General features: G+C 53.4%; 24 protein-coding genes and 1 riboswitch. Of the genes, 9 read left to right on the forward strand and 15 right to left on the reverse strand.

The features are described from left to right. Positions 1 to 17 precede the first annotated feature (17 nt). Entirely contained in the window at positions 18 to 899 is an 882-nt protein-coding gene (gene cysM / locus BJJ97_RS09420) for a cysteine synthase CysM (protein WP_095993767.1), read from the forward strand. 24 nt (positions 900 to 923) lie between these two features. On the opposite strand, the gene BJJ97_RS09425 is transcribed toward cysM, so the two are convergent. Together BJJ97_RS09425 and BJJ97_RS09430 are read right to left on the reverse strand one after the other, a co-directional pair. After that, positions 924 to 2876 (reverse strand): MacB family efflux pump subunit, encoded by a 1953-nt coding sequence (locus tag BJJ97_RS09425; RefSeq protein WP_095993768.1) that lies wholly within the window; start codon positions 2874 to 2876, stop codon positions 924 to 926. 3 nt (positions 2877 to 2879) lie between these two features. Continuing rightward, positions 2880 to 4079, reverse strand: coding sequence for an efflux RND transporter periplasmic adaptor subunit (locus BJJ97_RS09430; protein WP_095993769.1), 1200 nt, complete (start codon positions 4077 to 4079; stop codon positions 2880 to 2882). A gap of 250 nt (positions 4080 to 4329) precedes the next feature. Here BJJ97_RS09430 and BJJ97_RS09435 point away from each other — a divergent pair, with 250 nt between their 5' ends. Continuing rightward, positions 4330 to 5010: a response regulator transcription factor gene (locus tag BJJ97_RS09435; protein ID WP_095993770.1), complete on the forward strand. Its 681-nt coding sequence runs from the start codon at positions 4330 to 4332 to the stop codon at positions 5008 to 5010. Continuing rightward, the gene (locus tag BJJ97_RS09440; RefSeq protein ID WP_095993771.1) at positions 5010 to 6377 is read left to right on the forward strand and encodes an ATP-binding protein; all 1368 of its coding nucleotides are present in this window, start codon (positions 5010 to 5012) and stop codon (positions 6375 to 6377) included. The genes BJJ97_RS09435 and BJJ97_RS09440 overlap by 1 nt, the downstream gene beginning before the upstream one ends. Positions 6378 to 6442: 65 nt before the next feature. Here the strand turns inward: BJJ97_RS09440 and crr are convergent, their stop codons facing one another. From crr to ptsH, 3 genes are all read right to left on the reverse strand, one after another. After that, positions 6443 to 6952 (reverse strand): PTS glucose transporter subunit IIA, encoded by a 510-nt coding sequence (crr, locus tag BJJ97_RS09445; RefSeq protein ID WP_010301392.1) that lies wholly within the window; start codon positions 6950 to 6952, stop codon positions 6443 to 6445. 148 nt (positions 6953 to 7100) lie between these two features. Then, entirely contained in the window at positions 7101 to 8828 is a 1728-nt protein-coding gene (ptsI, locus tag BJJ97_RS09450) for a phosphoenolpyruvate-protein phosphotransferase PtsI (protein WP_039513182.1), read from the reverse strand. Positions 8829 to 8873: 45 nt separating this feature from the next. After that, the gene (ptsH, locus tag BJJ97_RS09455; RefSeq protein WP_005971891.1) at positions 8874 to 9131 is read right to left on the reverse strand and encodes a phosphocarrier protein Hpr; all 258 of its coding nucleotides are present in this window, start codon (positions 9129 to 9131) and stop codon (positions 8874 to 8876) included. Between the two features lie 115 nt (positions 9132 to 9246). Between ptsH and BJJ97_RS22080 the strand changes: the two genes are divergently transcribed. Beyond that, positions 9247 to 9537, forward strand: a complete 291-nt coding sequence (locus BJJ97_RS22080) for a hypothetical protein (protein WP_095993772.1) — start codon at positions 9247 to 9249, stop codon at positions 9535 to 9537. A gap of 49 nt (positions 9538 to 9586) precedes the next feature. Here BJJ97_RS22080 and cysK read toward each other — a convergent pair whose 3' ends face one another. Further along, positions 9587 to 10555: a cysteine synthase A gene (gene cysK, locus BJJ97_RS09465; RefSeq protein WP_095701714.1), complete on the reverse strand. Its 969-nt coding sequence runs from the start codon at positions 10553 to 10555 to the stop codon at positions 9587 to 9589. 162 nt (positions 10556 to 10717) lie between these two features. Then, positions 10718 to 11545 carry a sulfate transporter CysZ gene (cysZ, locus tag BJJ97_RS09470; RefSeq protein ID WP_193438356.1) on the reverse strand — a complete coding sequence of 276 codons (828 nt, stop codon included), beginning with the start codon at positions 11543 to 11545 and terminating at the stop codon, positions 10718 to 10720. A 224-nt stretch (positions 11546 to 11769) separates the two neighbouring features. Between cysZ and zipA the strand changes: the two genes are divergently transcribed. Further along, positions 11770 to 12795, forward strand: a complete 1026-nt coding sequence (gene zipA, locus BJJ97_RS09475; RefSeq protein ID WP_193438357.1) for a cell division protein ZipA — start codon at positions 11770 to 11772, stop codon at positions 12793 to 12795. Between the two features lie 128 nt (positions 12796 to 12923). Beyond that, a complete protein-coding gene (gene yjeH / locus BJJ97_RS09480; RefSeq protein ID WP_095993774.1) occupies positions 12924 to 14177 on the forward strand; it encodes an L-methionine/branched-chain amino acid transporter in 1254 nt (417 codons plus the stop codon). A 133-nt stretch (positions 14178 to 14310) separates the two neighbouring features. Here yjeH and ubiK read toward each other — a convergent pair whose 3' ends face one another. Further along, positions 14311 to 14604, reverse strand: coding sequence for a ubiquinone biosynthesis accessory factor UbiK (ubiK, locus tag BJJ97_RS09485; RefSeq protein ID WP_095993775.1), 294 nt, complete (start codon positions 14602 to 14604; stop codon positions 14311 to 14313). A gap of 180 nt (positions 14605 to 14784) precedes the next feature. Further along, positions 14785 to 14961: riboswitch (FMN riboswitch) on the forward strand. A gap of 127 nt (positions 14962 to 15088) precedes the next feature. Here ubiK and ribB point away from each other — a divergent pair. Then, positions 15089 to 15742, forward strand: coding sequence for a 3,4-dihydroxy-2-butanone-4-phosphate synthase (gene ribB / locus BJJ97_RS09490; protein ID WP_039484980.1), 654 nt, complete (start codon positions 15089 to 15091; stop codon positions 15740 to 15742). Between the two features lie 103 nt (positions 15743 to 15845). Here the strand turns inward: ribB and tehB are convergent, their stop codons facing one another. The 3 genes from tehB to norV all read right to left on the reverse strand — a co-directional run bounded on the left by tehB (position 15846) and on the right by norV (position 19501). Beyond that, a complete protein-coding gene (gene tehB, locus BJJ97_RS09495) occupies positions 15846 to 16706 on the reverse strand; it encodes an SAM-dependent methyltransferase TehB (protein WP_095993776.1) in 861 nt (286 codons plus the stop codon). A 106-nt stretch (positions 16707 to 16812) separates the two neighbouring features. After that, entirely contained in the window at positions 16813 to 17964 is a 1152-nt protein-coding gene (gene norW / locus BJJ97_RS09500) for an NADH:flavorubredoxin reductase NorW (RefSeq protein WP_227003583.1), read from the reverse strand. A 7-nt stretch (positions 17965 to 17971) separates the two neighbouring features. After that, on the reverse strand, positions 17972 to 19501 hold the full coding sequence (gene norV, locus BJJ97_RS09505; RefSeq protein ID WP_095993778.1) for an anaerobic nitric oxide reductase flavorubredoxin: 1530 nt from the start codon (positions 19499 to 19501) through the stop codon (positions 17972 to 17974). Positions 19502 to 19666: 165 nt separating this feature from the next. Here norV and norR point away from each other — a divergent pair, with 165 nt between their 5' ends. Then, positions 19667 to 21205, forward strand: coding sequence for a nitric oxide reductase transcriptional regulator NorR (norR, locus tag BJJ97_RS09510; protein WP_095993779.1), 1539 nt, complete (start codon positions 19667 to 19669; stop codon positions 21203 to 21205). Positions 21206 to 21462: 257 nt separating this feature from the next. On the opposite strand, the gene fumA is transcribed toward norR, so the two are convergent. Next, positions 21463 to 23106, reverse strand: a complete 1644-nt coding sequence (gene fumA, locus BJJ97_RS09515; RefSeq protein WP_095993780.1) for a class I fumarate hydratase FumA — start codon at positions 23104 to 23106, stop codon at positions 21463 to 21465. A 489-nt stretch (positions 23107 to 23595) separates the two neighbouring features. Then, positions 23596 to 24474 (reverse strand): LysR family transcriptional regulator, encoded by an 879-nt coding sequence (locus BJJ97_RS09520; protein WP_095993781.1) that lies wholly within the window; start codon positions 24472 to 24474, stop codon positions 23596 to 23598. A gap of 229 nt (positions 24475 to 24703) precedes the next feature. Here BJJ97_RS09520 and BJJ97_RS09525 point away from each other — a divergent pair, with 229 nt between their 5' ends. Further along, complete coding sequence (locus tag BJJ97_RS09525) at positions 24704 to 25174, forward strand: multidrug/biocide efflux PACE transporter (protein WP_039485099.1); 471 nt, start codon at positions 24704 to 24706, stop codon at positions 25172 to 25174. Between the two features lie 23 nt (positions 25175 to 25197). On the opposite strand, the gene BJJ97_RS09530 is transcribed toward BJJ97_RS09525, so the two are convergent. Both BJJ97_RS09530 and BJJ97_RS09535 read right to left on the reverse strand, forming a co-directional pair. After that, complete coding sequence (locus BJJ97_RS09530; protein WP_095993782.1) at positions 25198 to 25860, reverse strand: DNA-3-methyladenine glycosylase family protein; 663 nt, start codon at positions 25858 to 25860, stop codon at positions 25198 to 25200. Positions 25861 to 26043: 183 nt separating this feature from the next. Next, a complete protein-coding gene (locus tag BJJ97_RS09535; protein WP_095993783.1) occupies positions 26044 to 26823 on the reverse strand; it encodes an L-threonylcarbamoyladenylate synthase in 780 nt (259 codons plus the stop codon). Positions 26824 to 26853 lie beyond the last annotated feature (30 nt).

The following is a 26853-nucleotide window of genomic DNA, read 5'->3' on the forward strand; positions in this document are numbered from 1 at the left end:
TTTTTAGGACTCAACTTGTGACAACGCTTGAGCATTGTATTGGCAATACCCCGCTGGTGAAATTGCGGCGCCTGACGCAGGGGTTAAACAGTGAAATCTGGCTGAAGCTGGAAGGAAATAACCCCGCCGGATCGGTAAAAGATCGGGCTGCGCTCTCTATGATCCAGCAGGCGGAGAATCGCGGCGACATCGCCCCCGGTGACCGGCTCATTGAGGCGACCAGCGGGAATACCGGCATTGCGCTGGCGATGATTGCGGCGGTAAAAGGCTATCGGCTGCGTCTGCTGATGCCGGACAACATGAGCTATGAACGCCAGACCGCGATGCGCGCGTATGGCGCAGAGCTGGTGTTGGTTAGTCGCAAATTAGGGATGGAAGGGGCGCGGGATCGCGCAAAACAGATGGTGCTGGCGGGAGAAGGGAAAACGCTCGATCAGTTCAATAACCCAGACAATTCTCTGGCGCATTTCCTCACCACCGGCCCGGAAATCTGGCAGCAGACGGCGGGTAAGGTGACTCACTTTATTTCCAGCATGGGAACGACTGGCACGATTTCTGGCGTCAGCCGCTATCTGAAGCAGCAGAACTCAGCGATTTGCACGGTGGGACTACAGCCTGCGGAAGGGAGCCACATTCCCGGAATTCGCCGCTGGACGCCGGACTATATGCCGGGCATTTTCCGCGCCGATCTGGTCGATCGTATTCTGGATATGACGCAGATCGATGCCGAGAATACGCTGCGGCAGTTGGCGCGTCAGGAAGGTATCTTCTGCGGCGTTAGCTCCGGTGGCGCGGTGGCTGGCGCACTGCGGATTGCGGCAGAAAACCCCGGCAGCGTGATTGTGGCAATCGCCTGCGATCGTGGCGATCGGTATCTGTCCACCGGGGTATTTGATTAACGTGACTCGAATTATTTAGAGTCGCTATTCTCGCTCCAGCGCGTGGATCGGTTCCATCCGTGCGGCACGACGGGCGGGGAAGAAGCCGAAGATAATGCCGATTAGGCTGGAGCACAGGAACGCGGCAATAATCGAGGAGCTGGAATAGATCATCGCGAAATTGCTGCTGAACTGGGCGAATAGCACGCCGATAGCCAGCGACAGCGCCACGCCGATGATGCCGCCGAACAGGCAAACCAGCACCGCTTCGATAAGAAACTGCTGCATGATATCGCTGGTGCGTGCGCCAACCGCCATACGAACGCCGATCTCTCGGGTTCGTTCCGTGACGGAAACCAGCATGATGTTCATCACGCCGATACCGCCGACTAGCAGTGAGATCAGCGCGATCATCGACACCAGCAGCGTGAGCGTGGTGGTGGTTTTCTCGATCATCTGACGGATGCTGTCGGTGTTCATGATAAAGAAATCTTTCGTACCATGCCGCTGCGTCAGCAGTGTGGTAATGCTTTTCTCGGCGACGTTCATATCAATATTGTCTTTCACCCGCACCGTGATACTTTTCAGGTAGGACTGCCCGACCATGCGCTTCATCACCGTGGTGTACGGCACCCAAACGTTCAGGTTTTCATCGCTGCCGAAGCCGCTCTGATTCTTGCTGACGACGCCGATAATCCGTACGGGCAGCGAGCCCAGCAAAATCACTTGTCCAATGGGATCTTCGCCGTGGGGAAAGAGCTTATCGCGCGTGTTTTTATCAATCACCGCGTCCTGTTTCAGTTCATCGACGCTGCTGCGAGGGAAAAGCACGCCGCGTTGCAGGGTGTAGCCACGTACGGTGAAGAACTGCTCACCAACCCCGGAAATGCTGGCGGAAACGGCAATGTTGCCGTAGCGCATCGTTACGCTGGTGGAGACGGACGGCGTCACGCTATGCACGTAAGGCTGCTGCGTCAGCGGCTGAATATCGCTGGCGCGTAACGTCTGGATGGCGCTGGCATCCATGTCGCCGAAGCCTTTACCGGGGAAGATTTCCAACGTGCTGGTGCCCATCGAGTTGATGTCGGCCAGCACCTGTTCCTGTGAGCCTTTTCCCAGCGCGACGACCGAGACGACAGATGCAATGCCGATGATGATGCCGAGCATGGTCAGAAAGGTGCGCATCCGCTGGGCGTTCATCGCCAGCAGCGCCATTTTAAACGCGTCAATAAAGCGATCTTTTAACTGATTCAAGGCGGACGTCGCCGGAGAGCTGGTGGCTTCCGGTGACGGTACGGCAGCCTCTTCGGGGCGCGTTTGTCGGTCGGCAATCACTTCACCATCGCGCAGTTCGATGATGCGCTGCGCGTGTTCGGCAATCGTCATATCGTGGGTAACGATCACAACGGTATTGCCCTGTCTGTGCAGATCGCGAAGTATGCTCAGAACCTCGTTGCCGCTGTGGGTGTCGAGCGCACCAGTGGGTTCATCCGCCAGAATAATGCCGCCGCCGTTCATCAGCGCCCGCGCGATACTCACGCGCTGCTGCTGGCCGCCGGAAAGCTGGCTGGGCCGATAGTGGAGACGGCTTTCCAGTCCTAGCCGAGTGAGCAGCTCTGCCGCCCGTTGACGGCGCGCCAGCCGACTTTTTCCGGCATAAATGGCGGGCACTTCAACGTTACCCAGCGCGCTGAGGTCGCCGAGCAGGTGATAGCGCTGGAAAATAAAGCCGAAATGCTCGCGGCGCAGTTCCGCGAGCTGGTCGTTGTTCAGGTCACCAACGGCGCGTCCTGCCACCTGATAATCACCGGCGGACGGTTTATCCAGACAGCCGAGAATGTTCATCAGCGTGGATTTTCCCGACCCGGACGCCCCGACAATCGCCACCATTTCTCCCTGATTGATGGTTAGATTGATGTTCTTGAGGACGGTGACGTCCTGTTCGCCGTTGGAAAAGCGGCGGGTAATTCCGGTTAGCTTAAGTAAAGATGTGGACATGCGTTACATCCCCATCGGTGGGCCGGGATGCGTAGACGCGACATCGCCGGATGATGGGCTGACAACGACCTGTTCCCCCACGCTGAGCCCCGAACGAATCTGGGTGCGCACATTATCATTGAGGCCGAGCGTCACCAGACGCGATTCAACCTTCTTGTTCGCATTCACGACCTGCACGTACCACATGCCATCGCGCGAGGTTAATGCCGTCGCGGGAACGACAATGGCGTTTTTCACTGAAGACAGCAGAATATACACCTGTGCCGTCATGGAAATGCGCAATACGCCGTCAGGGTTTTTCACATCGAACAGACCGTTGTAATAGATCGCGGTGCTGGATGATGAACTGGAACTGCTGCTCGAACTGGATGAGGTTGTGGTCGAGTCCGTATTGATGGAGTCTGGCGCAGGTTCAATCGAGCTCAGCGTGGCTTCGTAACGGTTATTCGGTTCGCCGAGAATACTGAACCACACGGGCATGCCGGTTTTCACTTTAACGACGTCGGCTTCTGAGATTTTCACCTTGATGGTCATGGTGTCCAGATTGGCGACTTTGGCGATGGTCGGCGTCGTCTGAATCGCGTTGACCGTTTGCCCAGCTTCAACCGGAATGGCGACCACGGTACCATCCATCGGTGAGCGAATTTGGGTGTATCCCAGATTAACCTTGGCGGTGTTGACGGTAATCTGTGCCTGAATGATTTGGGCGTCCAGCGCGTCGATGTTGGCTTTGGTGGCATCTAGCGTCGCTTTTGCACTATCGTAATCAGCCTGTGCGCCAACGCCACGTTTCATCAACATTTGCTGACGCTGCCAGCTTAATTCGTTATTACGCAATTCCGCCAGTTTGGCCGCTCGCTGTGCCTGAATGTTTTTTAACGCGGCTTCACCGTTTTTTAGCGTGTCCTGCTGGGTGAGGTCATCAATCTCGGCGATCAATTGCCCTTTTTTCACCTTATCGCCAAGTTCGACGTGCAGCGCTTTGATTTGCCCCGAGGCCTGTGCACCGACGCTGACCTGCTTCTGTGCCTCAATTTTGCCGTCAGCGAGTACCGTCTGTTCAAGATCCGCAATCTCGGCGGCGGCGGTAAGCGCATTGGGCGCGGGTGATGGCTTATTGAAAAACAGATGAAGAACGACAGCAGCAGCGATAAGGCCAAGCGCGATCGTCGTGCGGCGTCGTGTAAAAAATCGTGATTGCATCAGGGGAAGTCGTCCTTAATTCATGCATCTGAACGGGAATAAATAACGCAGGTGAGTAATTTACCCCGAGTCCGTAAAGGTAGCGGTAATCTTTGCTGAAAGAAATGGTAAGGATTAAGTAAATCTGGCTGCGAATATTCACGCCAGGCCTGAGAATACATCATCTATACCCATCATACTTTAGGCTGCCTGTGCGTTTCCTTCCCGCAGCTCGAATACGTAGGGTATACCCGATTAATGAGGACAGGATATGAATATTTTACTGGTCGATGACGACGTAGAGCTGGGCGATATGCTCTGTGAGTACCTGAATGCGGAAGGTTTTTCGACCTCTCGGGTGCTGACGGGAAAAGAGGGCGTTGATGGCGCGATATCGGGGGATTACACCGCGATGATTCTGGATGTCATGCTGCCCGATATGAGCGGGATTGACGTGCTGCGCCAGATCAGAAAAACCCAGCAGTTGCCCGTCATTATGCTGACAGCGAGAGGCGACAACATCGACAGGGTCATCGGTCTGGAAATGGGCGCAGATGATTATATGCCCAAACCGTGCTATCCGCGTGAGCTGGTGGCAAGACTGCGGGCGGTGCTACGCCGCTATGACGAGCAGCCGAGCACAAAGCGCGACGAGAGCTTGGCCGCCAGCGGCGATCTGGTATTGAACCCCGCAACGCGTATCAGCGAATGGCGTGGGAAGGCGTTTGACCTGACGGCGTCTGAGTTTAATTTGCTGGAACTGCTGTTACGTTCTCCGGAACGAGTGGTGTCAAAGGATGAGCTGTCCGAAAAATGCCTGGGGCGTCGGCGTGAAGCGTATGACCGCAGCGTGGATGTGCACATCAGCAATATTCGTCAGAAGCTCGGTGCCTTGCCGGGCAACACCATGACGATTGAAACCGTGCGCAGCGTGGGATACCGGATTCGCTGATGATGATTCGTGGACGACTTTTCTGGAAGATACTGCTCGGGTTCTGGCTGACGTTCCTCGTCATGTCTCAACTGCTGTGGCTGGCTTTTTCTTTTTACGGCGAGCGCCATAAGCCGCTGGAAGAAATCGTGGTGTCGCGCATTGCGACAATGCAAACGGAGATGGTGGCTGCGGCGCTGCAACATGGCGGCTTGGGCGAACTGAACGATGTGATGTCGCTGCTGCCGCAACAAGAGCAGCAATACATTTCCGTCACGGAATCGCCGCTGCCGCTGTCCGATCAAGAATTGGTTTCCGGCTCGCAGAATACGTTGCTCGATGAGGCTTTTGCGCCGGATAAACGTGGCATGTCGCGTGCCACGCATATTATCAAGCAGGTCAGCGGCCCTGCCGGAAAATGGTATCAGATTCGTTATGACGCCGAGCTACTACGCAGCGAATTCCGTCCTCCTCGCCCGATTGAGTTTCTCAATGTGCCTGCACCGTTTGCTGTGATTGCGGGATTGGGGGGCCTGCTGTTCAGCTCGGTATTAGCATGGAGTCTGGCACGTCCGCTAAGTCAGATCCGCGCCGGGTTTGATCAAGTTGCGCAGGGAGATCTGAACGTGCGGCTGCTGCCAGTGATGCATAAACGTCATGATGAAATCAGCGATGTCGCGCGGGATTTCGATTCGATGGTCGAACGGCTGGACAGTCTGGCCAGCGCGCGTGAACAGCTGCTCCATGATGTCTCGCATGAGCTGCGCTCGCCACTGGCGCGTTTGCAGCTCGCTATCGGGTTGATAAGACAGAACCCCGACAATATAGAGAGTTCCTTGCAGCGTATTGAGCGCGAGGCGCTGCTGATGGATAAGATGATTGGCGAGCTGTTGACGCTATCGCGCACGGAGCATTCCGGCATTGAGGAAGCCTATTTCGATTTGCTGGGGCTGGTGACGGCTGTGGTTAACGATACTCGCTATGAAGCGCAGGTTACCGATGTTGAAATCCTGCTGGCGGCGGATGAAGACGAAGACTATACGATTAAAGGCAACGCGGAGCTGATGCGCAGGGCGGTCGATAATGTGATGCGCAACGCGCTACGTTTTTCTGCTCCCACGCAGCAGGTTTCCGTGTCGCTCATTGGCACTGAACATGAGTGGACGATTCAGGTTGCCGATCAGGGCCCCGGCGTGGAGAAAAGTAAGCTCTCCAGCATCTTCGATCCTTTCATTCGTGTTGATTCGCCGCTGTCTGGCAAAGGCTATGGGCTGGGGCTGGCGATTACTCGTAAAGTCGTGCTGGCGCACGGTGGGCATATTGAGGCGGAGAATGGTGAGCAGTGCGGGTTAGTGATTCGCCTATGCGTGCCGCGCTGGAAAGCCTGAAACGAAAACGGCACCATCCGGGTGCCGTTTCGTGCAAACGTAGTAAACCATCCGTAGAAGGCGGCTTACTTTTTGATACGGATAACCGGCGTTTCACCGACAACAACCGTACCACTCAGTTTGGTCAATTCCTTGATTTCATCCATGTTGGAAATAACCACTGGTGTCAGAGTAGACTTCGCTTTTTCTTCCAGCAGAGCCAGGTCAAACTCGATAATGAGATCGCCTTTCTTCACGCGCTGGCCTTCTTCGGCGATGCGCTTGAAGCCTTCGCCTTTCAATTCAACGGTATCAATACCAAAGTGCACAAACAGCTCAATGCCGCTGTCAGACTCGATGGAAAACGCATGGTTGGTTTCAAAAATCTTACCGATGGTGCCGTCTACCGGTGCGACAATCTTGTTGCCAGTTGGCTTGATGGCAATACCGTCACCGACGATTTTCTCTGCAAATACGACATCAGGAACGTCTTCAATATTGACGATTTCACCGGACAGCGGGGCAATGATTTCGATGCTGCCAGTGTCTTTTTTGTCGTCAGAAACCAGAGACTTCAATTTATCGAACAAACCCATGATTCTCTCCTAAGCATTAATATTGGGCCAGCGTATACCCTAATCTTTCAAGTTGGTGTGGCATTGGTTTTCTTCGCTACCCCGACTGCGAATCTATCGCCTGTCGGGGTGCTGATTGCCACCTTGAAACCTATTAGGTAAAGCAGAATCAGCAGAGCGTTTTTTCTTTAATAAAGCGGCTCACCAGATTGCTTAACTCTTGTGCTGTCGGTTGAGCGAGTGCTTGCTCCGCCAGCGCCTTCGCATCTTCGTAATTCGCATTACGGATGATTTTCTTGATGCTCGGGATAGAGATCGCACTCATGCTGAATTCGTCCAGACCCATTCCCAATAACAGTAGTGTAGCACGTTCGTCACCGGCGAGCTCACCACACATCCCTGTCCATTTGCCTTCGGCATGAGACGCGTCAATAACCTGTTTAATCAGGGTCAGGACGGCGGGGGACATCGGATTATAGAGATGAGAAATCAGCTCATTACCGCGATCAACTGCCAGAGTATACTGGGTTAAGTCATTTGTCCCAATACTAAAGAAGTCGACTTCTTTGGCTAAATGTGACGCGATGGCGGCGGCGGCAGGTGTTTCAACCATCACGCCGACTTCAATGCTTTCGTCGAAGGCTTTACCTTCTTCTCTCAGCTGTGCTTTCAGCATCTCCAGTTCGGCTTTCAGCTCACGTACTTCTTCCACGGAAATAATCATCGGGAACATGATGCGCAGCTTGCCAAATTTTGATGCGCGCAGAATGGCACGCAGTTGGGCATGCAGGATTTCTTTACGATCCAGACAGATACGGATAGCACGCCAGCCAAGGAACGGGTTCTCTTCCTTCGGCAGGTTCATGTATGGCAGATCTTTGTCGCCACCGATATCCATGGTACGGACGATCACGGCCTGAGCGCCAACGGCTTCGGCAACCGCCTTATACGCCTGGAACTGCTCTTCTTCGGTAGGTAGTGAGTCACGATCCATGAACAGGAATTCGGTACGATACAGGCCGACACCTTCTGCGCCGTTACGCTCTGCACCGGCGACATCACGCACGGTACCGATGTTGGCACAGACTTCAACCTGATGACCGTCCAGCGTGATGGCCGGCAGATCTTTCAGCTTGGCCAGCTCATACTTTTCAGCGTGGTATTGCTGCTGAACGGCTTTTAATTCTTCAATTTTATCCGCGGTCGGATTCTGATAGATCTGGTTGTTTACGGCATCCAGAATCAGATAGTCGCCGTTTTTAACCTGCTGGGTCACATTTGTCGTGCCGACGATCGCAGGCAGTTCCAGCGAACGGGCCATAATGGACGTGTGAGACGTGCGGCCACCAAGGTCGGTGATGAAGCCCAGCACTTTGTCCAGATTCAACTGCGCGGTTTCTGACGGTGTCAGGTCCGTGGCAACCAGAATGGCTTCATCCTGAATATCGCCCAGATCGACGATGGTCATATTGAGAATGTTGCGTAGCAAACGCTTCCCGATATCACGCATGTCCGCAGCGCGTTCTTTCAGATATTCATCATCAAGCTCTTCCAGTGCTTTAGCCTGGTTTTCGATGACGGAAAATGCAGCAGCGTCGGCGGAAGCATGCTCATCTTTAATCAGGGCTATGATTTCCTGCTCGAACTCTTCATCTTCCAGCAACATGATGTGGCCTTCGAAGATGGCTTCTTTCTCTGCGCCCAGCGTCTCGCCCGCTTTCTTCTTGATAGCTTCCAACTGTACGGATGCTTTGGAACGGCCAGTCAGAAAACGTTCAATTTCCTGCTCCACCTGATCCGCAGAGATTTTTTTCCGGTTGATGAGAATTTCATCTTCTTTCAGTAACAGTGCCTTACCAAAAGCAATACCCGGTGATACTAATATGCCTGAAATCATAACCCTACCTTACTCGATTCTGGTGTTCACTAAAAAACTCGTTGTTTACTCGAGCTCAGCCATCAGCTTGACCAGGTGTTCAACCGCTTTTTGTTCGTCTTCGCCTTCCGCAGCGATAGTAACCACAGTTCCTTGTGTTAAGCCGAGTGTTTGTAATTTGAACAGGCTCTTAGCGCTAGCGCTCTTGCCGTTAGACGTCACTGTGATTTCAGAGGTGAAGCCTTTGGCTTCTTTGACGAACTGAGCAGCAGGACGAGTGTGCAGGCCATTCGGTGCGGTGATAGTCACTTCTTGCTGGAACATGCTTTTTTCCCCAACTTATGGATTAGATTAATGTTGTGGAACTAAAGTTTAGTTGATTCACTGAACTTTAGCCTGTTTGGTTAGCTCCTGATTTATGTTACAGGGGCAGGCCACGATGCGACAAGAAAACCGTCAAACGTATTTCCTGAATAAAATACCATCAAATACCGCGGATTCCGTCACCCATTATCTTAACCTCAGTCGCAAAACGGCGATGTGGGCTATCGTGCGCAGGAAAAAAAACGGTCATGCGCAGGAAAAACATAATGTGATGAGGCGTGGTACTTGCCGGATATTAATTTCACGCATCAAAATAATTGTTCGGTTAAATACTAAACCTGATGTAGAAAAGCAATCCACATGTGGTGGAAAGTTTGAACTGTGCCACAAAAAAGCACCTAAATAGGTGCTTTTTTAACACATTGGTCACTTGTTGTTCGAGTGTGACCGGGAGGTTATTGTTGCAGTTCCTGCTCGGTGAACAGGTCGGCAAAGAGTGCTGTGCTGAGGTAACGTTCGCCGGAAGAAGGCAGAATAACGACGATAGTTTTATCTTCAAATTCTTTTTCTTTGAGCAAGTTCAGCGCTGCGGCAACGGCTGCACCGGAAGAAATACCAGCCAGAATGCCTTCTTCTTCCATCAAACGGCGCGCGGTACCGATCGCTTCTTCGTTCGTCACTTTCTCTACGCGGTCAATCAGTTTCAAATCCAGGTTACCCGGAATGAAACCCGCGCCGATGCCCTGAATCTTGTGCGGGCCTGGCTTCAGCTCTTCGCCAGCCAGCGCCTGAGTGATCACCGGTGAGTCGGTAGGTTCAACCGCCACGCTGATGATGGCTTTTCCTTTGGTGTTCTTGATGTAGCGGCTGACACCCGTCAGCGTACCGCCAGTACCGACGCCAGAGATAAAGACATCAACCTGACCATCGGTATCTTCCCAGATTTCAGGGCCGGTGGTTTTCTCGTGAATTTCTGGGTTAGCAGGGTTGCTGAACTGCTGTAGCAGCAGATAACGCTGTGGATCGCTGGCGACAATCTCTTCTGCCTTGGCGATGGCACCTTTCATGCCTTTCGCGCCTTCGGTCAGCACCAGATTAGCACCTAGCGCTTTCAGCAGCTTGCGGCGCTCGATGCTCATGGTTTCCGGCATGGTGAGCGTGAGTTTGTAACCGCGAGCTGCGGCGACATAGGCCAGGGCAATCCCTGTGTTTCCGCTGGTAGGTTCAACCAACTCAATACCTGGTTTGAGAACGCCGCGTTTTTCTGCATCCCAAATCAGGTTGGAGCCGATACGGCATTTTACGCTGAAGCTCGGGTTGCGGGATTCCACTTTAACCAGAATGCGTCCGTTGCCGATACGGTTCAGGCGAACCAGCGGCGTATGGCCGATTGTGAAAGAATTGTCTTCGTAGATCTTGCTCATAGCCTGTCCTTATAACTGTATGAAATTTTTGCGAACGTAGAGAGAATACCCGTTCACACTTTTCAGTGAAGTAAAGAATTGCTATATCGTTATGTTCTTAAGAAATATCTTTTCATTACAATAGAAAGCACCGGCTGTTATCAGCCAGTGCTTGCGGTCTTTTTATGGCGCTTTTTTCGGCAGGGTTGCTGATAGATCGCGATAACGATCCACCCACAGCTGCGTTGCACCGCATACCGCAACGGGCATGATGACCAGATTCAAAAAAGGCACCAGCGTAAACAGGCTGACCAACGCGCCAAACTGCATATTGGCGACTTTATGGCGGCGTAATGCCTGACGCATCGTGGCAAATCCCACTTTGTGGTTATCAAAAGGATAATCACAATATTGAATCGCCAGCATCCACGCGCTGAACAGGAACCACAGTACCGGAGCGACAGTTTGCCCAATGCCGGGGATGAAATAGAGAAGAAATAGCACAATGGCGCGTGGCAGGTAATACGCCAGCTTTTGGATTTCACGCTTCATGATGCGTGGGACGTCTTTAGCGATGCCAAGTATGCCGCTGTCCGGCAACGTTTGGCCGGTTAGTTTTGCTTCCAGCTGCTCGGCTAACAAGCCGTTAAACGGTGCGGCGATGAAATTGGCGATCGTGCTAAATAGGTAGCTGAATACCAGCAAAATGGAGATCACGGCAAGTGGCCAAATGAGGTAGCTGAGCCATTGCAGCCAGCTCGGAATGTGGCTCATGATCTGCGGAATCCAGTCATTCAGCTGGGTAAAAAGCCACCAAAAAGCCCCGCCCATCAGTACGATGTTCATCAGTAAGGGCAGAATAACGAAACGTCGGATGCCCGGCAGTGAGATCAGGCGCCATCCAGCAAGAAAATAGTGTATGCCGCTGCGAACCTGGCCTATGGTATTACCGTAAGACGATTTTTCGGAAGATGATGGTTTTTCTGAAGACGATTGTTTTTCTGAAGACATAGTGCCGATAGACTCAGTCATTTGTTTGTTGAGGCATCATATCGGGATGATCTTATGCTGACTAGCCCGCATTTGGATGAAAAAACAGCAAAAAAGTGCGTTGTATCTATCTTTATTGTCATAAAGTACCGTGCAGGCTTGCACTTGTGTACTCAGGCAAATAGAGTTAGTAGTATAGGTATTTGCCGTGGTGGCAATGTTTTTTTGGAACAATTGGGATAGCAATGATGCAGGACTTGCGTCTGATATTAATCGTTGTTGGCGCGATCGCTATAATAGCGCTTTTACTGCACGGCTTGTGGACTAGCCGTAAAGAACGCTCGTCCCTTTTTCGTGACCGCCCAGCTAAACGTGTAAAGAAAGCGCGTGATGAAACGCCGCTTGACGATCTGGATGAAGGCGTTGGCGAAGTTCGCGTGAAGGGCGCTCGGCCGCAGCAGAGTGAACCTTCATTTGGCAGCGCTTCACTCGATAACTCATCATTTGATAACGCGTCATTTGATCATTCTTCACTTAATAACAACAGTGCACGTGAAGACGTTCGTTCAGAGGCGAAATCGCCGTTCGAGCATCTGTCTCCCGTCTCTTCTTACGACCCTCTACTGGATGAAGCCACGCCGGTAGATTCTCCGCGTGCGCAGGTACGTGGTGAGACTAACCCGCAGGTTGTCGCCCCTAGAGAAAACCCGATTTCTGAACCGAGCATTAACGCTCCGCGTGAGCCGTTTGCGTATGATGCACCGGAATCTGCTCCACAGCAGCCTGTTGCACATTCGCTGCATGAGAAAGTTCAGCCCGCGCCTGCTGAGCCAGTTGAACCTGCAGCGGCAAAAGAAGCGGTTCTGGTGCTGCACGTTGTGGCGCATCAGGGCGGTGTCATTGGCGGCGAAGTGCTGTTGCAAAGTCTGCTTCAGGCCGGTTTCCAGTTTGGTGAAATGAACATTTTCCATCGCCATGTGAACCCCGCTGGCGCAGGCCCGGTGTTGTTCAGCCTGGCGAATATGGTTAAACCCGGTTCGTTTAATGTCGATGCCATGTCCGAGTTCTCGACGCCCGGCGTGTCCATTTTCATGATGGTGCCGTCTTATGGCGATGCCAGCCAAAACTTTAAACTGATGTTACAGTCTGCACAGCGTATTGCTGATGATGTTGGCGGTGTGGTGCAGGATGACGAACGTCGTATGATGACGCCGCAGAAGGTTGAATCCTACAAAGCCCGCATTCGCGATGTGCTGAAAGCCAACGCCTGATAGACATTTATGTGAAAACATAAGTTTGCGAATGCAGTGGGTGAGAGAAGCCTCCGTTAGTGGAGGCTTTTTTTATTCTTCGATCCGGTAGCGCTGTGGTGTAAAAAAGCAAGAAAAGGTGAAACGTAGTGAGTGAAGCAAAAGGATTAAAACAAGAGCTTGGGCTGATTCAGGGCGTGGGGTTGCTGTCTACTTCTCTGCTGGGGACTGGGGTGTTTGCCGTTCCCGCGCTGGCCGCACAGCTGGCACAGCAAGACAGTCTATGGGCGTGGCCGATCTTGATCCTGCTTGTTTTTCCTATCGCCATTGGCTTTGCCGCGCTAGGGCAACATTTTCCTAATGCGGGCGGGGCAGCGCACTTTGTTAACCTCGCCTTTGGGCCGCGTATGGCACGGGTGACTGGCTGGCTATTCCTGTCCGTTATTCCGTTGGGTCTGCCCGCTGCTTTGCAGATTGCTGCCGGATTCTGGCAGGCGGCGTTTGGCTGGAGCGATCTGGGGCTGCTCTGCGTACAGCTGCTGACGCTCGGTGGTATCTGGCTGCTTGGCCTGCGCAGTGCGGGATCCAGCGCCAACATTCAGATCGTCATTGCAATGCTAGTGGTGGGGCTGGTTGCCGCAATCTGGTGGCAGGGCGATATCACGCCCGCGCATATTCCCTGGCCGTCAGTGAGTGAACTGTCATGGTCTAACACTTTCGGCGCGCTGGCTGTGATGTTCTGGTGCTTCGTTGGCCTTGAGGCTTTTGCCCATATGGCGACGGAGTTTCGGGTGCCGGAACGTGATTTTCCACGGGCTTTACTGATCGGTATGCTGGTTGCCGGCGCGGTTTACTGGGGATGTACGGTGGCCGTGCTGCATTTTAAAGCCTACGGTGAAGGGATTGCCGCAACGGCCTCATTGCCGGGTATCGTCGTGCAACTGTTTGGCGAACACGCGCTGTGGATTGCCTGCTTTGTTGGGTATCTGGCCTGCTTTGCCAGCGTGAATATCTACACGCAGGGCTTCGCCCGTTTAGTCTGGTCGCAGACATCGAAAGGAAGTGCATTAGCGAAGCTGTCTGCAGGGCAGACTCCAGTGAATGCGCTGTCGGTTGTGGTGGCGTGCTGTCTGGTGTGTTGCCTGTTGATTTACTGGCTCAGACTACCGCTGGATATGCTGATTGTGTATGCGAACGGTATCTTTGTGCTGATTTATCTGCTGTGCATGTTGGCGGGGTGGCGTCTGCTGAAAGGGCGCGCCAAAGTGATGGCGGCAATAGGCGGAATGCTTTGCTGTGCGCTGTTGCTGATGATCGGCTGGAAATCGCTGTATGCGTTAATCATGCTGGCCGCGCTATGGCTGTTCCTGCCGCGCAAGCAGGTCGAACTGGTTTCCCACTGAGTCGTTTATTCTGAATTCCGTGACGTGAAATCTGTGTTTCTTAAGGCTGTCGCTGGTGCGGGGTAGGGAATCGAGCAACGCCCTGACTAGGGCGCTGCATTGCGATGATAACGCGTTGTTGTGATGAGACGAGTTATTGTGATGACTCGTCGTTTTCCGGCGCTGCGGCGGGCTTTTCTTCCGTAGACAGTTTCGCTTCCAGCTCGGTCATACGCTGTTCCAGACGGGCAATCTTCTCGCGCGTGCGGAGCAGAACCTGCGTCTGAATATCGAACTCTTCACGGTTCACCAAATCCAATCGGGTCAGCTGTGCCTGCAAGACCTGACGAATCTTTTTCTCCACATCATCACCCAATTCCCGGATACCTTTTGGCATGGATTCATGCACTTGACGGGCGATTTGCTCAATCTTCTTTGGGTCAATCATGTCGCTTTCCTGATTAGGTTATGTAAGTTATTACTATAGCAAGTGTAATGGGTATAAATAAAATCTGACATCTGCTTTGCACATATTCAGCATAATTTTACTGTAATCCAGCATACGTTTTGCCCTATTTCCTGTGGCGGATCAATTGCCCTATCGAGGTATTAGCGTTATAGTAAACCCGCTTATTCTCAGGGCGGGGTGTAATTCCCCACCGGCGGTAAACCAGTACACATACTGGAAGCCCGCGAGCGCTCTCGCTGTGTTTTCCGATTTAATTATCGATTTCGCAGCGTGGGGTCAGCAGATCCGGTGTAATTCCGGAGCCGACGGTTAAAGTCCGGATGGGAGAGAGTAACGGTATCTGTCGGGCTATATGCCCGCTCGCGTTATTTTTGTTAACTATTACTATGCAACCAGTCGTAATGGTTACTCCTCAAGCTCGCCCTGATTCTGGTAATCCATAATAACATTGAGGTTTTTTACCATGAATCAGACATTACTTTCTGAATTTGGCAATCCTACCGAACGCGTAGAACGCGCACTTGATGCATTGCGTCACGGCCGCGGCGTGCTGGTGTTGGATGATGAAGATCGTGAAAACGAAGGTGACATGATCTTTTCCGCTGAAAATATGACCGTTGAACAAATGGCGCTGACGATTCGTCACGGCAGTGGCATCGTGTGCCTGTGCCTGACGGAAGAGCGTCGCCAGCAGTTGGAATTGCCGATGATGGTGGAGAAGAACTCCAGCCATTACCAAACGGCATTCACCGTGACGATCGAAGCCGCCGAAGGCGTGACGACGGGCGTTTCTGCTACCGACCGCCTGACCACCATTCGTGCCGCGATTGCGGATAACGCCAAGCCGAGCGATCTGAATCGTCCTGGTCACGTATTCCCGCTGCGCGCCCAACCGGGTGGCGTGTTAACGCGCGGTGGTCATACTGAAGCGACGGTTGATCTGATGAAGCTGGCGGGCCTGAAGCCGTCTGGTGTTCTGTGTGAACTGACGAACGATGATGGTTCAATGGCGCACGCGCCGGAAGTGATCACGTTTGCCAAACAGCACGATATGCCGGTACTGACGATTGAAGATCTGGTGGCTTACCGCATCGCGGCAGCGCGCAAAGCCAGCTGATTCTCGCAGCGTATAGCGAAATAAAAAGGGCCGATTAATCGGCCCTTTTGTATTTTATGTATTATTTTTTTATTAGTTAGGTTTTTTAGCGGCTAACCAGTGCTTACGGCTTTCTTGCCAGTAGCGTGGCGAAGCGCAGCTTGATGCGGTTACCCTGCGCATCGGTCTTGTGTAGCTCACCCATATCCTCGTTGTATTTGAGGATCTCCCAATCGGCGTAATAGTCCTTCAGCTCGTTTTCTTTAAAGGTGAACGAGAAAGGCATTGGGCACGGGCAATCTTCCGTCGACATCGCCGCGATAATCAGGTTGTAGCCGCCGTTAACGGTGCTGTCCTGCATATTGCTGATGATGTGCGGAATACGATCGCGTTCCAGGAACATCAGCACGACGGTCGACAGGATGAAGTCGTACTGTTCTTTGATTTCCGCCAGATTGATGTTGTAAACGCCCGCACGAATGTTTTCCAGCGCTTCGCTCTTGATGATGTTATTCAGCGAATCAATGCTTTGCTCGTGCTTATCACAGGCCGTGACGTCAAACCCGCGCAGGTTCAGGTACAGCGAGTTGCGCCCGCCGCCGCAGCCTAAATCGAGCGTTTTGCCCGGCTTGATGTGCTGCACGGCGTTGATCACTTCGGAATGGGTACGCGTCAGACCGTATTTTTTATGGTAAAAATCTTCCGCTGAGCAGAAAAAGCTGAGCTGACATTCCAGATTGTCAGAAAACGAGACGATGCGATGCCACGCCTGCGGCTCAACAAACGGCGGCTGGTTCTGCTCGGAGAACTGGAATGTCTCCAGCGTCTCGCCGTCTTCGGTCAGCATGGAGAAGGTCATTTCCCCTTTCAACACGGTCAGTTTTGCCCAGGTGCCTTCCTGCGTGTTGTGCTTTTCCTGAAACGCGGCAGGCAGCGTCTGGCTGTTCCACTGCGGCATCTTCTTATAACAAATGAGATCTTGCATCTTTACCTCGGTCTGTAAATTCTAAAAGCGATAGCCGTATTCTATTAATCCGCACGCAGGCTGACCAGAAAATATGTATTTTAAATGCATTATTTATTTTGCTGGCTCAGGCCGTGGCTGAACGCACTGTGGAAAGCTGTCGCAGCAGCGGAAATGCCTCTTTCATCCGCTCACCGCCGACCACAAAAGCGCGTAGCACCTGCTGACCATCCAGCGCTTTTGCTACCATCCCCTGTTCGTTCCATTCCTGCTGCCAGTGCAAATCACCGCCGGTGGTATCGCCTGCCATCTGTAAGGGAAACAGCGGCGTCTTGATTTTTACCAGCATCGGCGGCAGCGTTAGCGTCTCACTGGCACCCAGCAGGTTTTTCGCCAGCGTAATCGCGCTGAGCTGAATCGGCTGCAGGAAAGGCAGGAGCTTACCACCAATCTCCGCGCAGTCGCCCAGCGCATAAATCAGTGGATCGGTGGTCTGCAACTGCGCATTGGTTTGAATGCCTTTTTGCACCGCCAAACCTGCTGCTTTCGCTAACTGCGTGTTGGCCTGTAAACCGATAGCGGAGAGGACTTCGTCCACCTCGACAGAACGACCATCGGTAAATGTGGCTTGTATGCCAGTTTCGGTTTTCTCCAACTGTTGCAGAGTCGTGTTCAGCAACAGCGAAACGCCCTGCTGCGTTAGCGTGAACTGTAGGCGCGCGCTGACTTCGGGCGGCATCAACGCGGGCAGAATGCTGCTGGCACAGTCAACCAGCGTGACCCGTTTTCCAGCGCGACCCAAATCCATCGCCAGCTCAGTCCCGATGAGTCCGGCACCGAGCACCAGTAGGCGTTCGGCCTGCCAGAGCCGACTTTCGTGGGTACGATATTCCTGCTGGCTATTGAGCGTCAGCATATGTTCGCGTCCCGGAATCGGCGGCACCATCGCACTGGCACCCGTTGCGAACACCAGCTTGTGGTAATCGTAACGATCCGTGCCGCAGATGACCTGTTGCGCCTGGCGGTCAATGGCGGTGACGCGCGTATTTGCCAGCAGCGCAATGCGGTTTTCTTCAGCAAACGCGGTTGCCGACATCTTGGTCAGATCGTCGGCGTGCTGTTGCAGACCCATCACATGGCTTAGATCCGGCTTGTTGTACTCATCGCCGCTATCGGCAGTAATCAGGCGGATAGGGCAGTGCGCATCCAGCTTGCGCAGCTGTCGGATGAGCTGGCGGGCGGCAAAGCCCGCGCCAATAATCACGATATCTTTCATCATCCTCTCCTTAGCGAATCGGATTGAAAACGTCTTTGCCCAGCCCACATTCCGGGCAGAGGAAGCTGTCTGGTACGTCCGACCACATGGTGCCTGGGGTGACATCCTGCATCGGTTCGCCGAGTGCCGGATCGTAGATCCACTGGCAGACGCTGCACACCATACAACCGTTTTCTGACTGTGCCGCTGGCTGTGCGGTTGACTGTGGCGCAGCGACTTCATTGCATCCGCAGGCGCTCTCGGCTGGGGCGCTCACATTCTGCGGGGCGGTGGTGGTTTGCGGTGCCGCAGCAGTCTGTTTTACGGGCGAGATGACGCGACGGGCAGGCGTGTCATCCAGCGGATGTAATGCCCACTGACGGGCGATTTCGCGACCGTGATTGCGGCAAATTTCCAGCGCGGAACCATCAGGACGCCATTTGGTTTTCAGCGCCAGCGTGGTTTCAAAACCGGCATCCATCAGACGGGTTTGAACGCGGTCTACCGCACCGCCGTTCCAGCCGTAGCTACCGAACGCCGAGGCTTTCTTGTTTTGGAAACGCAGCCCGGTGATCTCTTCCAGCATGGCAGCGACCTTCGGCATCATCACGTTATTCATGGTGGATGAACCGACTAACACGCCTTTCGAGCGGAACACCTGTGTCAGGATTTCGTTCTTGTCGTGACGGGCGACGTTATAAATTTTTACCGCTACGCCGGGATCGACATCATTGATGCCTTGCGCAATGGCGTCAGCCATCATGCGGGTGTTATTGGACATGGTGTCGTAAAACAGCGTGATGCGATCTTCCTGATAGCTGTCCGCCCACTTCAGATACAGGTGGATGATCTGGGCCGGATCGTCACGCCATACCACGCCGTGTGAGGTTGCCACCATCGACAGCGGCAGGTTAAAGCCCAGCACTTCGTGGATCTTGGCGGTCACCAAGCGGCTGAACGGCGTCAGAATATTGGCGAAATAGCGCTGGCACTGCTCGAACAGTTCAGTTTGATCCACTTCGTCATTGAACAGGTGCTCATCGCAGTAGTGCTGACCGAACGCATCGTTACTGAACAGCACGGCATCTTCGGTCATGTAGGTCATCATGCTGTCCGGCCAGTGCAGCATTGGTGTTTCGATAAAGATCAGCTGCTTGCCGTTGCCGATATCCAGCGTGTCGCCAGTTTTGACCGTGTGGAAATTCCACTCAGGGTGGTGGTGGTGCCCAGTAATGGAATCGATCGCATTGTAGGTACAATAAATTGGCGTGTTGGGAATACGCGCCATCAGTTCGCTCAGTGCCCCGGCGTGATCCTCTTCGGCGTGGTTGATCACGATGTAGTCAATCGTGTTCAGATCCACTTCTGCCATCAGATTCTGCACAAACTCACGGCTGAATTTGTGATCGACGGTATCGATCAGCACGGTTTTCTCTTCGCGGATCAGGTAGCTGTTGTAGCTACTGCCTTGCAGCGTCTTGTATTCGGTGCCGTGAAAATCACGAACTTCCCAGTCGCGTTGTCCAACCCAGTGGATATTGTTCTTAACGTGAATTGTCATGTTCTGAAACCTCAGTAGTCATAGTCGGGAATATGCTGTAGAGATTGCAGGAAGTGTGCCAATTTTTAATGTATTGATTTATAACGCTTTAATAAATAGTGATTGTCAAAATGACATGCTTTATCTATTGTCTTAATGACACAGGCTCTGTCATTAGGACACACCATGACACTCTCTATTAACGCCCTTGCCCGCATTGCCATCGAGCTGCAAATGGGGCTATCGAATCAGGATCGTTTCCAGCGTTTAATCAACAGCCTGCGCCAGCTGTTGCGCTGTGATGCCTCGGCGCTGCTGCGTTACGAGAATCAGCTGTTCCGTCCGTTGGCGATCGACGGTCTGGCACCGGACGTGCTGGGGCGACGTTTTCGCCTGTCCGATCATCCCCGTCTGGAGGCGATTGCTCGCGCGGGTGACGTAGTGCGCTTTCCGGCGGACAGCCAGCTTCCTGATCCCTATGACGGTCTGATCCCCAGTCAGGAAGATCTTAAGGTGCATGCCTGCGTCGGCCTGCCGCTGTTTGCCAATCAGAACCTGATCGGGGCGCTGACCGTGGACGGCATGGATCCTTGCCAGTTCGACCATTTTAGCGATGAAGAACTGCGGCTGGTGGGGGCAATGGCGGCGGCGGCGCTGAGCAACGCGCTGCTGATGGAGCGTCTTGAGCGACAGTTGCCCGCACCGGTTCGTGCTGAAAGCCCGGCAGCGGAAAGCGTCGAGGAAATGGTTGGGCTGTCGGAACCGATGCAGCGGTTGAAGAAAGAGGTCGATATCGTCGCAGGTTCCGACCTTAACGTATTGATTATGGGGGAAACCGGCGTTGGTAAAGAGCTGGTGGCGCGGGCGATTCATCGCGGTTCCAGCCGGGCAAGTCATCCTCTGGTGTACCTGAACTGTGCCGCGCTGCCGGAGTCGGTCGCGGAGAGCGAGCTGTTTGGTCATGTGAAGGGCGCGTTTACCGGAGCAATCCACCATCGAACCGGCAAGTTTGAAATGGCGGATAATGGCACGCTGTTTCTGGATGAGATTGGCGAACTGTCGCTGACGCTACAGGCTAAGCTGCTGCGCGTATTGCAGTATGGCGATCTCCAGCGCGTAGGTGATGACAGTAGCCTGAAAGTGAACGTGCGCGTGCTGGCGGCAACTAACCGCGATTTGCGACAGGCGGTGCTGGATGGCGCTTTCCGTGCTGATTTGTTTCACCGTCTGAGCGTGTTCCCGCTGTCTGTACCACCATTGCGCGAGCGTCGTCAGGATGTGGCGCTGTTGGCTGGATTCTTCTGTGAACGTAGCCGTGCGCAGCTGGGGCTGGCACGACTGGCGTTGACGGCAGACGCGGGGGCGCTGTTGGAACAGTACGACTGGCCGGGGAACGTGCGCGAGCTGGAACACGCTATTTACCGCGCCACCGTGCTGGCGAGAGCAGGGCAGGAATCGGGCGAGGTGCTGTTAGGCCCTGAGCATTTCAATCTCGAACTTCCTTCCCAGCCCGTTCATGCGACCCCCGGCTCATCGAGCGCTATCGACACCGCGCCGGCGTATTTCATCAGCGGCGGCCTGCGAGAGGCAACGGACGACTATCAGCGTCGGATCATCCAACAAACGCTTGCACGCCATGAAGGTAACTGGTCATCCTGCGCAAGAGAACTGGAAATGGACAGCGGCAACCTGCACCGTTTGGCAAAGCGGTTAGGCATCAAATAAAAAACGCCCCGAAAATCGGGGCGTTGAGGTTGCTGACAAAGCCCGCAGAGCGGGGTAACGGATAGATCGTAAAGACGCTGCAAGTACGTCCCTGTAAGCTCGGATTGCGCCATCCCTGGCGCAAACGCTTTACTCTTCTATTCCGTTACTCCCGTTTTCATTCGGCAAATAGGTTTGTGAACGGTCTGAACGCGCCCCGAAAATCGGGGCGTTGGCACACGAAATATCGCCTAACCTCTAATTACTACAGGACTGAGTTAACCGCATTTCACGCACTTGGCGCTCTGGATCACCTGGAAGAAATCATTGCCTTTATCATCGACCAGAATAAAGGCAGGGAAATCTTCGACTTCGATTTTCCAGATGGCTTCCATTCCCAGTTCCGGGTATTCCACGCAGGTCAGGCTCTTGATGCTGTTCTGCGCCAGAATCGCGGCCGGGCCGCCGATGCTGCCGAGGTAAAAACCGCCGTGTTTATGACACGCGTCGGTTACCTGCTGACTGCGGTTGCCTTTCGCCAGCATGATCATGCTGCCGCCGTTGGCTTGCAGTAAATCAACATAGGAATCCATGCGGCCAGCGGTGGTTGGGCCTAACGAGCCGGACGGGTAGCCTTCTGGCGTTTTCGCCGGGCCCGCATAGTAAATCGGGTGATCTTTGATGTACTGCGGCAGGCCTTCGCCGTTATCCAGACGTTCCTTCAGCTTGGCGTGAGCAATGTCACGACCCACGATGATGGTGCCGGTCAGCGAAAGACGGGTGGATACCGGATACTGTGACAGCGTTTTCAGGATCTCAGCCATCGGACGGTTCAGGTCGATTTTAACCGCATCGCCTTCACCCGTTTCACGCAGATGTTCAGGAATATATTTACCCGGATTCTGCTCTAACTGCTCCAGCCAGACGCCCATGCGGTTGATCTTGCCTTTGATGTTACGGTCAGCGGAACAGGACACGCCCATACCGACCGGACAAGATGCGCCGTGGCGCGGCAGGCGGATAATCCGCACGTCGTGCGCAAAGTATTTACCGCCAAACTGTGCGCCCAGACCCAGGTCGCGTGCAGCTTCCAGAATCTCTTGTTCCAGCGCGACATCGCGGAATGCCTGACCGTGCTCGTTGCCTTCGGTCGGCAGCTCGTCGTAGTACTTGGTTGACGCCAGCTTAACGGTTTTCAGCGTAGTTTCTGCTGAGGTGCCGCCAATGACAAATGCGATATGGTACGGCGGGCAAGCCGCGGTGCCCAGCGAGCGCATTTTCTCGATCAGGAAGCTTTTCAGTTTACCCGGCGTCAGCAGCGCTTTGGTTTCCTGATACAGGTAGGTTTTGTTGGCTGAACCGCCACCTTTGGTGACGAACAGGAATTTATAGTCTTTGCCTTCGGTGCTGTAGAGATCAATCTGCGCGGGCAGGTTGGTGCCGGTGTTAACTTCGTTATACATATCCAGCGCGGCGTTCTGCGAGTAGCGCAGGTTGTCTTCAATGAACGTGTTGTACACACCTTTGGACAGCGCTTCGGCATCATTACCGCCCGTCCAGACGTTCTGGCCTTTTTTACCGACAATAATTGCCGTACCGGTATCCTGACAGGTCGGCAGGATGCCTTTGGCGGAAATTTCTGAGTTGCGCAGGAATTGCAGAGCAACGTATTTATCGTTTTCGCTGGCTTCTGGGTCGTGAAGAATATCGGCAACTTGCTGCTGGTGAGCGGGGCGGAGCATGAAAGAGGCATCGTGGAAGGCTTGCTGCGCCAGAAGGGTCAACGCGGCTGGATCGATCTTCAGGATGTCCTGACCTTCAAATTGCGCGACAGAGACAAAGTCGGTGCTCAACAGGCGATATTCGGTGTCATCTTTACTGAGTGGAAACGGATCTTGGTAATAGAAGGGTTTATTCGACATTTTTTTCTCACTTGCAATTGCATCAATTAGTAAATTTTCACCTTATAGGATTCAGCATCTTATTATTAAGGCGTATTACTGCAGCACTACAGGGATGTCTCGAATACAAAAGTAGTAATCACCATAATAGTATGGTTTTTTGTCGGGAAGTACTACTTTGGTACATCACAATAATAATGATGTCGTGCATTATTTTCTCTGTGACTGATGAGCGAAACCGCCGCACGGCTCGGGTTTCCGCGGACAGGCAACTCAGGAAAATGCGTATGGTTTAGCGTGAAAATATTTCTCTTTTAATTGGCTTAATTAAGTAAAGTAAATGGTGAAATTAAAAACAATAACCATTTCATCTTTAATGTTATTCGTTGGCGATATAAAGAAACTGTTATTGGTTTTTTATCGCTTCATGGAAAAACAGGCAGATCACCAAAGCCACTGCGCGGTGACAGAGGTGATGACGGATGTGATGTTGCCAATACAGTGACGGCGTTATGGCGGCGTAGTCTCTTGTTGGGCAAGGAGATTGTCGATCATCCATAGTCCTGCTGGGCCGGGTGGATGGGGTTTGGACCAGACAACGTCCACGTCAATCCACTGTGGCCAGCCCGTGACAGGCAGCTCCACCAGTTTTCGCTGGTCGTATTGCGCCACCAGCCAGCGTGGCAGAATGCTCCAGCCGTGCCCCTGCTGCGCCATTTCCAATAGCATCAGGTAGGACGGCGCAGACCAGACGATCCCTTCCGGTTGCAGCCGATCGCTGCGTTTATAGGTATTGAGATAGAGCTGGCGGATTGTCGCCAACTGACTGCGCGTTACGGTTTTTTCCGTTGCGAGCGGGTGCGCTGCCGACACAAAGATGGCCATGTCGGTTTTGACCTGCAAACGCGCGGCGGCAATGTCGGTCGGGTAATCCGCCTGAGTGCGCACTAGCCCGACATGCGCACGGTTTGTTTGCAGCAGATCGATCACGTCATCGCCTTCTGCAATCAGGCATTCAAATTCAATATCAGGAAAATGATGGGCGAAACGCTGAAGCACGGGTTCGTAGTGGGGCGCTTGCCAGATATCGGACAGCACAAACGTCAGGCGGGGTTCGATATGGTCGGCTAAACGGATCGCCAGCCCATCCAGTTCTTCGCTGGCGGATAAGATCGCCTGTACGTGGGAAAGCACTTTTCTGCCTGCCAGCGTGAGCACCGGCTGGTGACCGGATCGATCAAACAGCGTCAGCCCCAGATCGGCTTCCAGATTGGCGATGGCCGCGCTGATCGTGGACTGGCTTTTATGCAATCGCCGTGCGGCGGCGGAAAACGAGCCCGCATCAACGGTGGTCACAAAAGCCAACAAGGATTCCGGTGAATATCGCATTTTTATCTATACCCTAAATAATTCGAGTTTCAGGAAGGCGGCGACGCAGTGAATCCCCAGGAGCTTACTTCAGTAAGTGACTGGGGTGAGCGAGGAAAGCCAACGCACATGCAACTTGAAGTATGACGAGTATATCGTTTTTATCGATGGAATCTAACTGTACTCTACCACCTTATGCGATGAAAATAGCCGCAGTCAGAACCAAACAATGAATAAAAGTGAATGTGCTATGCAAAACAAAACCAACAAAACGTTACGTGAACGTGTGTACCATGCGGTGGGCTTTGAGCTAATCGCGTTGACGATCTGTGCGCCAGCGGGTGCCTGGCTGCTGAATAAGCCGCTGTTCGATATGGGCGCACTGGCAATCATGCTGTCCAGCGTCGCGATGATCTGGAATATGATCTACAACTCGATATTCGATCGCCTATGGCCAGCGGATCGCGTTAAGCGTCGGCTGCCGATTCGTATCGCTCACGCGCTGGGGTTTGAAGGCGGCTTTATCCTGATCGGTCTGCCGCTGGCGGCGTGGATGCTGAACGTCACGCTGTGGCAGGCGCTGATGGTGGAGATCGGCTTCTTCCTGTTCTTCCTGCCGTACACCGTGGTGTACAACTGGGCTTACGATACGCTGCGGGAACGCATTATGAACCGCCGCCATCACGCTCAGCAGGTTTCAGCCAGTTCTCGTCTGCGCTAATTTGTCTGTGTTAATTCCGCGCGTTACCGGTGTGTCAGCTTAAAGCTCTGATACGCCGGTAGTTCAAGCGAACGCCATAAATACCAGGATGCCACCGTGCGATAAGGCTGACAGTGCAGGCTCAGTGCCTGTAACTCGCGCGGTTTCGGCATGTCCTGCAAATCGTAGACGTAGCGCAACCCCTGCCGAATACCGAGATCGTCGAGCGGCATGATGTCGGTGCGTTCCAGCGAGTAAATCAAAAACATTTCGACCGTCCAGCGCCCGATCCCCTTGAGCGACGTCAACTGCTGAATGAGCGTGTCATCATCCCTCTCTGCGGCCTGTTCGAGGCTGGGCACCAAACCGCTCAGCGCACCTTGGGCGATGCCATGCAGCGTATCCGCTTTACGGGCGGAAAAACCGCACTGCCGTAGCGTGTCGGTGGAACAGGCCAGTATCTGTTCCGGGGTGGGAAAGACATCGTCATGTACTCGTAGGAGTTTCGCGACCATCGCATCCCCGGCACGCGTCGTTAGCTGCTGATAGGCAACCGCACGCATCAGCGCTTCATAAGGTTCCCGATGTGGCGCGGTCTGATGGCGACAGTCGCCAATCTGTTCGATCAGGCTGGCCCAGCGTGTATTGATGGCGCTGAGATGGTTTTTGGCATGCTGCGTGAAATCCGACGGCGAGTGGGATGGCATAAACGACTTCCGTGATGAGAACGCAAAGGACAGAAAACGAGCATAGGAGATTGCCGCACAGCGCGCCATGTGGGAAGACGATTCGAATGAAAAAGCAAGCCGTGCCGATGGTGATGATACGTAGTAGTGGGAACTGCCGGAGGAGGGGATATTTCAGCGGCAGGCTATGCCGCTGTTATGCGATTAATAATACTCGCCGTGGCGATAGTCCCAGGTGGTGAAGGTATCAGACAGTAGCGACATCACCTTATCCACATCCAGCCCTTTACGTATCAGCGCCGGGCACGGATATACGCTCCGCCTCCCTTTCTGTTCCGGTATCAGCTGACCTTCCGTATCCACCATCGACACCATCACGCCTTGCTCGTAGCGTGTGTCATGGGACTTATTCGGCTGGATAGATTTCACGTAATCGTCGGCTTCGATAATCAGATCGGCAAAGGCACTGATCCGTTCACCGATCCCCTCCACTTCGCCCCGATTGCCTTTGCCTGACGGGTTAGCTGAACTGGCAAAGGTTAATTTACCGTACTTTTCCCACAGCTCCTGCGTGAGGATTTCGCTCGGTTTACCGAACTTAATTACGAAACAACTGGTTTTGCGATCGTCCATCATCAGCGCTTTCGAGCCGTCTTTGGGGATACGCACTAATGCGCTGTCGTGCCAGGGAAGGATGCAGCCCAGCAGCACGTCGGCATCCCAATGGCGTTGATATAACTGTTCGATTTCTGGGTTTAGCTGTGCCAGCGCTTTCAACTGCGCGATGGATCCACACAGCACGACACCCGGCTTGCTTCGGCTGCGCTGTTTGGCATCAAATTTGCGCTCCAGCCCGGCCTTATCTGAAGCCATGATGATGTAACCCACCTTGGTGGGCGAAACGATGATTCCCCCACCGCGTGACATAATCTGCACCGCATCGTCATGCAAACCGCCATTCCAGTGAACTTTACTTCCACTCATGTTGCCTCCTGATTGCTGAGAAAAAGCTGA

This window comes from Pectobacterium polaris (assembly GCF_002307355.1).
GTDB lineage: Bacteria > Pseudomonadota > Gammaproteobacteria > Enterobacterales > Enterobacteriaceae > Pectobacterium > Pectobacterium polare.